Source organism: Neisseria montereyensis (assembly GCF_024834045.1).
GTDB classification, from domain to species: Bacteria; Pseudomonadota; Gammaproteobacteria; order Burkholderiales; family Neisseriaceae; genus Neisseria; species Neisseria montereyensis.
Map to the genome: position 1 here is coordinate 75,090 of NZ_JANUXW010000005.1, position 12,754 is coordinate 87,843.

General features: G+C 49.8%; 7 protein-coding genes. 1 reads left to right on the top strand and 6 read right to left on the bottom strand.

Going from position 1 to position 12,754, the window contains the following annotated elements:
• Positions 1 to 38 precede the first annotated feature (38 nt).
• The 6 genes from NXS09_RS06975 to NXS09_RS07000 all read right to left on the bottom strand — a co-directional run bounded on the left by NXS09_RS06975 (position 39) and on the right by NXS09_RS07000 (position 10,056).
• Positions 39 to 635, bottom strand: coding sequence for a hypothetical protein (locus NXS09_RS06975; RefSeq protein ID WP_259291833.1), 597 nt, complete (start codon positions 633 to 635; stop codon positions 39 to 41).
• A 64-nt stretch (positions 636 to 699) separates the two neighbouring features.
• Positions 700 to 3,588, bottom strand: a complete 2,889-nt coding sequence (locus NXS09_RS06980) for an SNF2-related protein (RefSeq protein WP_259291834.1) — start codon at positions 3,586 to 3,588, stop codon at positions 700 to 702.
• A gap of 97 nt (positions 3,589 to 3,685) precedes the next feature.
• Positions 3,686 to 5,986, bottom strand: coding sequence for a CRISPR-associated helicase Cas3' (gene cas3, locus NXS09_RS06985; protein WP_259291835.1), 2,301 nt, complete (start codon positions 5,984 to 5,986; stop codon positions 3,686 to 3,688).
• A 142-nt stretch (positions 5,987 to 6,128) separates the two neighbouring features.
• The gene (locus tag NXS09_RS06990) at positions 6,129 to 8,105 is read right to left on the bottom strand and encodes a transglutaminase TgpA family protein (protein ID WP_259291836.1); all 1,977 of its coding nucleotides are present in this window, start codon (positions 8,103 to 8,105) and stop codon (positions 6,129 to 6,131) included.
• Between the two features lie 108 nt (positions 8,106 to 8,213).
• Positions 8,214 to 9,161, bottom strand: a complete 948-nt coding sequence (locus NXS09_RS06995) for a DUF58 domain-containing protein (RefSeq protein WP_259291837.1) — start codon at positions 9,159 to 9,161, stop codon at positions 8,214 to 8,216.
• Positions 9,145 to 10,056, bottom strand: coding sequence for an AAA family ATPase (locus NXS09_RS07000; protein ID WP_259291838.1), 912 nt, complete (start codon positions 10,054 to 10,056; stop codon positions 9,145 to 9,147). Before NXS09_RS07000 ends, NXS09_RS06995 begins: the two co-directional genes overlap by 17 nt.
• A 381-nt stretch (positions 10,057 to 10,437) precedes the next feature.
• On the opposite strand from NXS09_RS07000, the gene metE reads away from it, so the two are divergent.
• Positions 10,438 to 12,714 carry a 5-methyltetrahydropteroyltriglutamate--homocysteine S-methyltransferase gene (gene metE, locus NXS09_RS07005; protein ID WP_259291839.1) on the top strand — a complete coding sequence of 759 codons (2,277 nt, stop codon included), beginning with the start codon at positions 10,438 to 10,440 and terminating at the stop codon, positions 12,712 to 12,714.
• The last annotated feature ends 40 nt before the right edge of the window (positions 12,715 to 12,754 follow it).

Consider the following 12,754-nt stretch of genomic DNA (forward strand, 5'->3'; position numbering starts at 1 on the left):
AAGTTTAATGGCCTACACTGTTATTTGCCCACTAAAACCTATTCGTCGAATCCATAAGAAAAAACAATTATTCCGGTACTGATCCTTTTTATTATTTTGATATCAAAAAGAACAAATGAAGAAGAACCATCTGTATTATTTTTAACTGGGCATATCATCTTCTCCCTCTCTTCAATACAAACTTTAGAATCTAAAGACTCATCAATAATAATCAACCCATTATCTATTGCTTCTTTTAAAGCATCTAAATCAATAACAGCCCACTTCTTGAATTCTGTATTCTGTTCCAGCTTATTTTTATTCCCATTCGTAATTCCATATAGTAAATATTTTGCTTCAATTTTGAAAAATTCCGAATAAACTCTATCCGCATGTGGATTTTCCTCTCTTTTGTATCTTAGGGTAAAATCATTATAATTTGCGTATTTTTCCTCTCTAAATCTATATTGTATAGGTGCTTCATGGTCTAAATGATCAATAATTACAGCATCAATCCCCTTATGGATATCAATATCATTCAACACATCTCTAGGTATCTTTTTCTCTTTCCAATTTACTTTATTATAAATAATATTTTTTGCTAATTTATTAAATACATAATCTGTAAAAATCCTGTCATTGTGATAATTAGCCATCATAATCTCCACGTTAGAAATTTTTCAAAAAATAAAACAAACATACTAAGAATATTTTTTTATCTCAACCCACCTCCCACTCAATCACAAACATTTCTTTTTCTTCCACTTGTTGTTGAAGCTGCGCTTCCAGTCGTTCAATCAGCTTGTTGCGCTGGTTTTCAATCTCATCTTGTTTATCAAATAATTCGCGGCGTTGTTTGCTGCGTTTGCTTTCCAGTTCGCGTTGTTTTTTCTGCCAGCTTAGTTTCTCTTCCAGTGTGGCGGCTGTGGTTGCCGTGCGCCGCACTTCTTTTATTTGCCGGTCGGTCTCTTTGATTTCCTGCTCTAAGCCGTATTTAAGGTCGTCGGCCCAGTCGTCCAGCTTTTGTACTTCTTGCTCGAAGTAGCCGAGATTGCGTTCACCGATGCTGTTGAGTAGGGCTTGGCGGCGCGTTTGGATATCGTCTTCTAAGGCCGTCTGAAGAGTGGGGCGGGTTATGTCGCTTTGGATGGTAGCAGGTAGGCGTAGAAGTTTTTCCGGATCGTCGTCGGCCAGAACCTGTCCGTCTGCGCTTATGCCGGCAATCAGGCAATATTCTTCGCGGTTGCCTAAGGCTTCTATAGTGAGCAATTTGACTATCAGTTGACCGCTTTGCCCGCGATAAGGTTCGAGCGTGCTGATTTTGCCGCCATAGGCGTTATAGTCGAATAGGAGTTTTTGCGGCGGGCAATCGCGGTTTTTGGCGCGTTCGAGAAGCTGTATGGCTAATGGGTGAGTAATGCGATAGAGATGGGCATCGCCATGACGGCGCGGCAGTTCGTAGCGGCCTGCGGGTATGGCTTCGCTACCGATGGGATGAATCGGTACGTTGTTGAGGGTAAAACCGTGTTCGTCGAATCGGGCATTTTCTCCTAATTCGTAGGCGGTTAGATCCAGTAGCATTTGTTCGTATTTATTGCGCGCGGTGTGGCTGTTTTGGGCATAAACGCGAAGTTTTTCTTGAACTTCTTCGTCAAAGTTTTCCAGCAGGGTTTGCCGGGTTTTCATCATGGCTTGGTCGATTTCGCCGGAAAGCTCTTGTTGTAAGGCTTCAAAACTGGCTTTGATTTCTTCCGGATAGCGGCAATTCCGGTAGATGTCGGCAATACGGCGTTCAAAATCCACGCCCGATCCAATTGCACCCAAGACTTCGTCGCTGGCGCCGAATACGCCTTCAAACAGCTGGAATTTTTCGGCTAGTAGTTCGTATACGCGGGCATCGGCTTCGTTATTGCGGTCAACAAAATTAACGACAACCACGTCATGCCGTTGGCCGTAGCGATGGCAGCGGCCGATGCGCTGCTCGATACGTTGCGGGTTCCACGGTAGGTCGTAGTTAATTACCAAAGAACAGAATTGCAGGTTAATGCCTTCCGCGCCGGCTTCGGTCGCAATCATAATGGTGCCGCGTTCTTTGAAATGCTCGACCAGTGCGGCACGGGTATCGGCGGTTTTCGAGCCGGTGATTTTGTCGCTGCCTTGATGGCGTTGCAGCCAATCTTGATAAATCTTCTGAGCGCTGCTGTCGCTGTTGGTACCATTAAATAATACGATGCCTTCGTTGTTTTCGCCGGCATAGGGGGTGTTTGCCAATAAGCTTTGCAGATATTCTTGGGTGCGTTTGGATTCGGTAAAAATAATGGCTTTTTGCTCGGCGCCCAAGCGCTTTAATTCACTGAAGGCACGTTCTAAAGCCGTTAGCAAGGCTTTGCCTTTGGCATCTTCACGAATACTAAATGCCAGCGTTTTAAATTGATTCAGCTCTTGGATTTCTGCCGCTATTGCTTGATATTCTTCCGCGCTGATCAGGTTTTTTTCATCTTCCGCTTCCTGCCATTCTTCGGCGGTTTCGTCCAAGCTTTCGTAATCTTCATCGAGATTTTCAACCAGATCAGGTATCGCTTGGCTATTATCCAAAACAGCTTGCAGGCGTTTGGACATGGTATCCAAAGCGCCGGCAATCGCATGGCTGCTGGATGCAAGCAGTTTCCACAAAACCAGTGATATCAATTGCCGTTGCCCTTCCGGTAGCGCCTGTAGATTCGGGCGACGCAGATAATCGCCCACTAAATCGGCTAATTGTTTTTCTTCAGCGGAAGGGGTGAATTCCTGAACAATGGCTTTGCGCGCAGTGTAGGCGACATAAGGCTGTACTTGGCGGCGTAAGGTGCGTTTGCATACGGGGGAAAGGCGCTGGCGCAGTTGCTTTAATGTTTGCTCGGTTGCTTTGGCGCCGAATTGGCCTTTGAAGCTGTCTAAATCACCGAATACGCGCTCATCAATCATGCTTACCAAGCCATATAGCTCTAATAGTGAGTTTTGCAGCGGTGTGGCGGTAAGCAATACTTTGGAATGCACATGGCTTAAAGCTTTGCGTAATGTTTTGGCAATAACATTGCCTTTTTTATAGACATTGCGCAGGCGGTGTGCTTCATCAAGCACCACTAAATCCCATGCAACCGCTTTAAGATCTTCTTCTTTTGCTTTGGCGAATTGGTAAGAGCAGATAATCGGGCCGTTTTCATAAACAAAAGGGTTGCGGTGCTCTTGTTTGCGGATGGCGTTGTAGCTTTTCGCTTCTAAAATTATGCCTTGTAAACCGAATTTTTCCTGCAATTCTTGGTGCCACTGTTTACGCAAATTAGCCGGAACAATAATCAGCATTTTGCGTTTGCGCTCGGCCCAGCGCTGCAATATCACCAGCCCCGCTTCAATGGTTTTTCCCAAACCGACTTCATCGGCCAAAATCACACCGCGCGATAATGGATTTTGGCAGGCAAATAGTGCGGCATCGACTTGATGCGGATTTAAATCCACTTGGGCATCCACTAAGGTGGTCGCCAGCGATTCTATACTGCCGTCTGCCGTTCTGCGGGTGAGCATCCAAGCAAAATATTGGCTTTGTTGCGGGGTTAGTTTTTGTCGATACATACATGATTCCATCTATGTTTTAACAGGCTTGTATGGTAGGGATATGTTACTACTTTGTCAATTATAAATTCTAAAGATGATAATTTAAAATTTCGTTTTAGATAACTGTACTCTCAGCCTGTAAAAATTCGGGATTATCCCAACTTAAGCCCGCTGTTTTGTCATATAAGCCATTATGTTCTATATCGCCTACTAAACTATAAAACTGCTGCCCAAACTGCTGTTCATTAATCGCTTCTATCCGCCCGGCTTGAAACAAGGCTTGCAAGGCTTTTTCGGGAATTTGTACGGTATAAGGTTGAAGCTTGCGCAGGAGTCCGCCTACTTTTTCGGCATGGTGTAGTTGTTCGATTAGTGCTTCCGCTTCGGCATCGAACGGGATAATCAGCGGCAGCATATGGTTTTCAATCATACTGAATGATTTAGCGATGTCTTGGAATGGAAAATCTAGGTTGGCGGCTCTTTGGTGCGCATCCAGAATTTCTTTATGATCCAATTCGCGGCCTTTGTTTTCGTAAACTTCTTGAAAATAGGCTTGAATGGCTTGGGGCGATAATAAATCGTCGCTATGGCGGCGCACGATGGCGCGCATGGCGGCGGCTTGTTGTTCGAGTTCGGCGGGCGGTTTCCATTGTTCTTCTGGCTGAAATGCCCAGACGAAGCTGCTTTCAGACGGCCTTTTGCCTTCGCGGTTACAGCGGCCTGCGGCTTGTGCAATAGAATCCAATCCGGCTTCGGCACGCATTACGCAGGGAAAATCGATATCGACGCCGGCTTCTACCAAAGAAGTGGCGATGACACGGCAAGGCTGGCCGGATTGCAGATATTCACGGATTTTTTGCAAGGTTTGCGAACGGTGTTTGGCGCACATCAGTGTGGTGAGGTGAGAGGTGCCTGTTAGATGTTTGGCGCTTTCATAGAGGCTGCGGGCATGGCGGCGGTTGTTGACGATAATGAGGATTTGCTCGTGCTGGGTGAGTTTGTCGAGCAGGTCGGCATCGGTTTGGGTGCCGATATGTTGTACGGTGGTGCGGCGCAGTTGCTCAAACAATACGGGCGGATTGGGCGCCAGTTCGCGTACGTTTTCAAAGCCGCGGTAAAAGCCGCTCTCGGCCTGTATGGCGGGCTGGGTAGCGGTACACATCACGACGGAACAATGATAATTGCGCGCCAGCTCTTTGATGGCCTGCATAATGGGTAGGAGTAGGTGCAGCGGCAGCATTTGCGCTTCGTCGAGAATAATCACGCTGCCGCTAATATTGTGTAGTTTGCGGCAACGAGAAGAGCGGTCGGCAAATAAAGATTCGAAAAATTGCACGGCAGTGGTAACGACAACGGGCATATCCCAATTTTCGGAAGCGCGTTTGAGTTTGTCGCGGCTGTCGTTGTCTTTCAGACGGCTGTCGTCAAAGTTGCTATGGTGTTCCAATACGGCGGCTTCGCCCAATTCGCCGAAAGCACTGCGGAACTCGGCGGCATTTTGCTCGATAATGCTGGTGAAAGGGATAACGTAAATCACCCGCCGCAGGCCGTGTTGTTTGGCGTGTTCGAGTGCGAATGCCATTGAAGTGAAGGTTTTGCCGCCACCGGTGGGCACGGTGAGGCTGAATAAGCCGGGGGCTTGTGCGGCTCGCGAAACGGCGTGATCAAGAATGGTATTGCGCAGGCGGTTTAGCCGGGCATGGCTTTGTTCGCTTTCACCGGCTTGTTGTGTGTTGGTATCGGGTTGTTTGAATCGGTTGGTAATATAGGCGTTAAATTGCTGTTGTAATGGTGCTAAATCGGGGGCGTTGCCGCGCAAAACGGGCTTGTTCTCAACTTGGGCATAAAAGGCTTCGGTGTCGAGAAAGTCGGCATCGACCAAGCAGGAATACAGCATGCGGATAAAGAAAGCAAAGGAAAATCCTTTGTGATGCGGATCTGCTTTAAGCGGTGGCGAGGGTATTTTTTCCGGCAGGCTGATTTCCTGTTGCCAAACCGTATCCAACACGGGAATATTATGTCGGCCTTTGCCGAACGGCACGGCCAAACGTTGGCTTAATGTGCGGCGGTTATCCCCTTCGCCGTTGCCATTGGCCAAACCGGCATGATGGCCGGCAATGCAAAAGGCCATGAGTTTGCCAATCATAGGCCAGCGTTCAAAAGCGATTTTTGCGCCTGCCGTGGCATGATCTACAGACGGCCCGCCGTGTAAGCGTTGATTAAATTCAGGGGTGTATTTGCCCAAATCATGTAGTTGACCGGTATAACGGGCGATTTCCTGCGCGCCAAAAAAAGAGGCAAACGCTGCCGCCATCTCTCCGACATTCAGAGCGTGGCTTTGCAGGGTTTGCCAATCTTGTTCCGGCCGGTTTTCGGCGGAATGGGCGTAATAGATACGCGGGGCTTGTGTATCCAAAACAGTTTCTCCAACTAATTCTTATTATTTCTCTATTAATTATTTTTATATAAATTTATCACATTATAATTATATTGATTTCTTATGTACATATACTAAGAAGGCCGTCTGAAACTTTTTTCAGACGGCCTTTGTTTAAAGCTTAATGATGGTTTCGGGCATAATGCCGCGCAATTTTGGCGGCGGCTTTATACCAACTTTTTTGTGTGCTTTTGGCGGGGCGTTCGCTGGCGTATAGCCATTGTTCGTATTGCCGCAGCAGGCGGGTGAGGTTTTTGTCTTCGAGGCGGTTTTCGCGCAATAGTGTTTGCAGTTCGCCTGCGCTTGTGGCAGCCGCCGTTTCGTCTTCCGGCCCCATGAGGGCGGTTTTGAGCAATGAAAAGCCTTCGTTGAGGTAGTCGCGTTCGCTTTGGCGGTTTTTATGCCACCAGCGCAGCAGCGGCAGTAGGGCAATCAATAAACCGACGGGCAACACCAGCAATAAGGTTTGGACGTTGAAGCCGCCTAAACCGAGCAGGGCAAACAGGTTGTTTTGTCTGCTTTGGTCGTAATTGACAACCCATTGCTGCCAATAGAAGCGGCTGGTGTCTTGCCAGCGGGCAAAGGTGCTTTGGCCGTCTGAAACCATATCGCGTTCGGTTTCGGGCAGGGCTTCGCGGATACCGCTTTCGGTACGGGCGGCGGATACGGCGGCGGTGGGGTCGACGCGCAACCATACTTGTTCGTCGGGCAGCCAGACTTCCGCCCATGCGTGTGCGTCTTTAGAGCGTATCTGCCAGAAGCCGGCTTGTGAATTGTATTCGGCACCGAGATAGCCGGTTACGATGCGGGCGGGCAGGCCGGCGGCGCGCATCATCACCACAAAACTTTGGGCGTAATGTTCGCAAAAGCCTTCCAGCGTGCGAAACATAAATTCGTCTATGCCGTTTCGCCCGGGTGTGCGCGGCGGTTGGAGGGTGTAGCGGAACGGCCGGCTGCGGTAATAGTGCAAAACTTTGTCGATAAACTGCCTGGGATTGCCGGATTGTTCGGCAAGGGTTTGCGCGAGTTGCCGCGTTTGTAGGTTGCCGCTTTCGGGAAGATGGGTATAGCGGGCATATTCGCTGCGGTAGAGTTTATGGTTTAAGGTGTTTTTTGCGCTTGCCTGTAGATCGATACGGCGCAGGCCTTCGCGGCTGCGGTAGGCGCGGATGGTTTGCCCTGCGCGGCGGGTTAATCTTCTGGGCATGTCGCCGGTAGGGTAGTCTAAGGCGGGGAGGATGCGGTTTTGATCTTGTATGATCATTTGATAGGAAATGGTATCGGCGGCATCGGCTATCGGGCGGGCTTCGTCTATGCTGGCATCGTCTAAGGCTTGCCAGCGTATGCCGTCGAAGTCGGCCATAATCACGGCGCGCCAGTATAAGTCGCTTTGGCGGGGGATAAAGCCGTCGGCAAAGGTGATATTGGCAACCCACTCGTCGCTTTGCACCAAATTGCTGATGCTGCCGGGTTCCATGGTGTCGGATAAACCTGTTTTAGCTTGGCCTTTTTCTTGAGGGATACGCCATAGCGGTTCGCTCAGGCGCGGCACGGCTACGAACAATAATGCCATCAGCGGCAGGGTGAGCAATAGGGCTTGAAAGGTGTGTTTGGCAGATTCTTTAATGCCTAGCCCGCACAATACGGCAAAACAGATGCCCACGGCGGGTAGGGCAGTGAGCAGCCATGCGCCGATTAATAGGTTTTGATTCAATAAAACCGAAGAGCCGATTAAAAACAACATCGCCAACAGCAATACCTGCCAATCGCGGCGCGAACCGCCCTCGAATGCTTTGAGCATAACCATCAGCAGAAGAAACGAAATGCCGCCTTCTCTGCCGAATACGGTGCCGAGTTGCTGCCACACCAGTGCACCGGCGGCGAACATCACCACAATCAGGGCGGCTTTGGGAATGCGGGCAGTGTTCAGTTTTAAAATCGCCAGCCGCAACAGCCATAAAACGGCAAATGTGATGATGACTGGCACGGGTAGCGCGACAACCAGCGGCAGAGCGGTTAATAATAAGGTAAGCAATACGGTAGCGGCCACAGAAGGCGGCGGTGTTTGCTTGAGGAATGAAGGGTTGGCAATCAGCATAGCGGTTCGTTGTGTGTATGGCGGCTATAGGGTTTCAGACGGCCTGTCTGTTTTGATATTTGGCGGATAGGGTTTGCTACCCGCCTAGGATGAGGCCGTCTGAAAGGGTTACCACAAAGCCAGTGCGGTTAGGCAGATTTCGCGTTGGCCTTTTTGCGGGGCAATTACTTTTTGCGGCAGTTCCAATATATAGGGCTGGCCGCGCCGTTCCGCTTCGAGCACCCGAAAACAGAGTAATCCGGCTAAGCGGTCCGTCGGGGTGCCGGCGGGGTAATCCAAATAGGAAATCATGCTGCGGTTTGTGGTGTGTTGTTGTTCTTCAAAGCGTTTGTCGAGCATTTCGCCTGTTTTGGCAAAGGCTTTCCATGCCACATGCTGCAAGGGCATGCCGTTTTGGTGCGGCTGTAAATAGGCGGGGTCATCGCCGCCTTGAACGGAACGGTATTGTTTGTCGGTGCCGTCGCTTTGTTTTTGGCTTACGGGGTGTTCGTGCGGTATCGGTGCCGGGTAAACGATGGTGTTGCCCGGCCATTGCCAAACGCATTGCACCATGCTCATGCCGAACGGGGCGACGGCGGCCGTTCTGAGCGGCGGCACCCGCAAATAGCCGCGCCTTAAAGTTGGCACCTGCCATATATAAACGGATTGGCCGTCTGAATCGACGGGCCACGGTTGCCACAATTGGGGGGCGGCGGTTTCGGCGTTGATAAAGTCGTCTTCATTGCAGAGCCACAGCCAGCGGCGGCGGGTATTGTTTGGTGTGCTTAGGGTGAGCGCGGCGGTATTTCCGGCAAAGATTTCCGACGGCGTTTTAATATCGATTTGCAAGGCCAGCAATTGGCGCAGATTGGTCAACACTGCTACCACTGCAAACCCTGCCAGCCAGAATGCGGCGGCATAGGCAAGGTTTACCTGATAATTCAGCCCGACCAGCCATAGCAGCACAATAGTTACCAGTAACCCCAGCCCCAAGCGGGTCGGCCGGCAATATAAAGCGGATAGGTCGGGCGAGCGGCCGGTTACCGCCGGCAGGCGGCGTTTAGGCGACGGGGACATGGTTGAGTAAATCCGCCAGAAGGTGGGCACTGGGGCGGTCTTGCTGCACCGCTTGTAGGCGGTGGTTGGCAACCGGCACCCAAACGGCTTTGATGTCTTCAGGCAAAATATGGTTTCTGCCCTGCATAAACGCCCATGCTTTGGCAGCAGCTAAAACGGCCAAACCGGCGCGCGGGCTTAATCCCAATATAAACCGACCCGGCTGGCGGGTGGCGTTCACCAAGCGGTAAATATAATCGGCGGCGGCGGGCGCACATTTCACTTGCGCGGCTTGTTGCTGCCATTGGCGCAAAGTGGCGGCATCGCAAACGGCTTGTAAAGCCGGAAGAGCGGCACGGCTGCTGCCTTGCTGATAAAGCTGTTTTTCGGCCGCTTCGGTCGGGTAGCCCATGCTTAGGCGCATCATAAAGCGGTCGAGTTGCGATTCGGGCAGCGGAAAGGTGCCGAGTTGTTCGGTCGGGTTTTGGGTGGCGACCACAATAAACGGTTCGGGCAGTGTATAGGTTTTGCCTTCTACCGATACTTGATGCTCTTCCATCGCTTCCAATAGGGCGGACTGGAGCTTGGGTGAAGCGCGGTTGATTTCGTCGGCCAATAGAAAGGAATGAAAAACGGGGCCGGGGTGGAATTCAAATGTGCCTTCGTTGGGGCGGTAAATGTTTACACCGATCAGGTCGGAGGGCAGCATATCGTTGGTGAACTGTACGCGGCGGTAGTCTAGGCCGAGCACTGTAGCAACACCGTGCGCCAGCGTGGTTTTGCCGACACCGGGTACATCTTCGAGCAGAATGTGCCCGCCGGCTAAAATGGCGGCCATTAATTGCCGCATCACGTTTTCTTTTCCCAAAATCAGCGTATTGAGCTGTTGTAATGCGTTTTGTATGTTTTTGTTCATCGTTGTTATATAAATAAAAAAAGCCGTATCGGCAGGTTTCCTGTTGATGGAATGGTTGAGTGCGGCATAGACGGCATGCTGCCGTCTAGAGGATTAAGATTTTATCATAAACGGTTTGCATATTCGCTAAACGGCGGCTATTTTGTTAACTTAGTGTATTATTTTTCACATAATCAAATTATGAGCCGTCTGAAAATTTTCAGACGGCCTATTATGGAAAGTGATATCCTTTTACTTTGTCGAATTTATAGCACTATTAAAAATATTCATATTCTTATGCAAATAACTCGTTTGCAATCCAGCCGGAAAACATTCAAGATAAACTTATCAAAATCCAGCCATTACCATTGGTTTAATGATCATAATATATAGGAGTTATATATGAACACTTTTCATCTTTCAGGCTATCCGCGCATTGGCGCGAAGCGTGAATTGAAATTCGCCGTCGAAGCATTTTGGAAAGGTGCGAAAAGCGAAGCCGAAGTGCAGGAAACCGCTGCGGAAATCCGCCGCTTAAACTGGGCGACCCAAAAAGCCGCCGGTGCCGATTTATTGCCGGTCGGCGATTTTTCTTTCTATGACCATGTGCTTGATTTACTTTGCACTTTGGGCGCGATTCCGAAACGTTTCGGTTTCGATGCCGCCAATCTGAGCCTGCTGGAATATTTCCAATTGGCGCGCGGTAATGCCACTCAGTTTGCCATGGAAATGACCAAATGGTTCGATACCAACTATCACTATATCGTTCCGGAATGGCATGCCGATACCGAATTTAAAGTAAACGCTAAAAACCTGATTGCCCAAATCAAAGAAGCCAAAGCGCAAGGTCATGATATCAAGCCTACTTTGGTCGGCCCGGTTACCTTGTTGTGGTTGGGTAAAGCCAAAGACGACAATTTCAAACGCATCAGCCTGTTGCCCAAACTATTACAAGCTTATGCCCAATTATTGCGCGAGCTGGCTGCCGAAGGCGTGGATTGGATTCAGCTCGACGAGCCGATTTTGGCTGCCGATGCCGATGAAAACTGGATTAAAGCCGTTGAAACCGCTTATAAAGAATTTGCCCATACCGGTGTGCGCATTATTATCGGTACTTATTTCGCTTCGGTTGCCGAACATCTGAACCTGCTCAAATCACTGCCGGTACACGGTGTGCATATCGATTGCGTGCGTGCGCCCGAGCAATTGAGCGTATTTGCCGATGCATGGCCGCAAAACAAAGTATTGTCTGTCGGCCTGATTGACGGCCGTAACGTATGGCGTGCTAATTTGTCTAAAGTGATCGAAACTTTAGAGCCGGTTAACGCCAAACTGGGCAACAATTTATGGATTGCGCCGAGCTGCTCGCTGTTGCACAGCCCGCAAGATTTGGCTGTCGAAGAAAAATTGGATGGCGAAATCAAATCATGGATGGCTTTTGCCGCTCAAAAATTGGTTGAGCTGGGCGTGGTGAAACAGGCCTTGGCACATGGCAAAGACAGCGTAAAAGAAGAAATTGCCGCTTCGGATGCCGCCGCTGCCGACCGTGCAACCAACAAACTGATTCACAACGATGCCGTAAAAGCCCGCGTTGCCGCTTTGGTGAAAGGTGCCGACAAGCGCAATTCACCATTTGCCGAGCGCATTAAAGCCCAACAGGCTTGGATGAACTTGCCGGTATTGCCGACCACAACCATCGGCTCTTTCCCGCAAACGACGGAAATCCGTCAGGCTCGTGCCGCTTTCAAAAAAGGCGAATTGAGCGAAGCCGATTACGATGCGGCGATGAAAAAAGAAATCGCCTACTGCGTGGAAGTTCAAGAGAAATTGGAATTGGACGTGCCGGTACACGGCGAAGCCGAGCGTAACGACATGGTCGAATACTTCGGCGAACAATTGGCCGGCTATTGCTTTACCCAATTCGGTTGGGTACAAAGCTACGGCAGCCGCTGCGTGAAACCACCGATTATTTTCGGCGACGTTTCCCGCCCGAACCCGATGACGGTTTACTGGTCTTCTTACGCGCAAAGCCTGACCAAACGCCCGATGAAAGGTATGCTTACCGGCCCGGTTACCATGTTCAAATGGTCGTTTGTGCGTGACGACATTCCGTTGAGCGAAGTGGCCAAACAAATTGCGCTGGCGTTGAACGACGAAGTATTGGATTTGGAAAAAGCCGGTATTAAAGTGATTCAAATCGACGAACCGGCCATCCGCGAAGCGATGCCGCTGAAAAAAGCGCAATGGGACGAATATCTGGCTTGGGCATGCGAAGCATTCCGCCTGTCGTCTGTCGGCGCGGAAGACAGCACCCAAATCCATACCCATATGTGTTATTCGGAATTTAACGATATCCTGCCGGCAATTGCCTCTATGGATGCCGATGTAATCACCATCGAAACATCACGTTCCGATATGGAATTGCTGACTGCCTTCGGCGATTTCAAATACCCCAACGATATCGGCCCGGGTGTATACGACATTCACAGCCCGCGTGTGCCGACTGCCGAAGAAATCGAGCATCTGTTGCGCAAAGCCATGGAAGTGGTACCGGTAGAGCGTTTGTGGGTAAACCCGGACTGCGGTTTGAAAACCCGCGGTTGGAAAGAAACCATCGAACAGTTGCAAGTGATGATGGATGTGACCAAAAAACTGCGTGCCGAACTGGCTGCAAAATAATTGAATTTATTTAAGAGGTAACAAAGGCCGTCTGAAAATC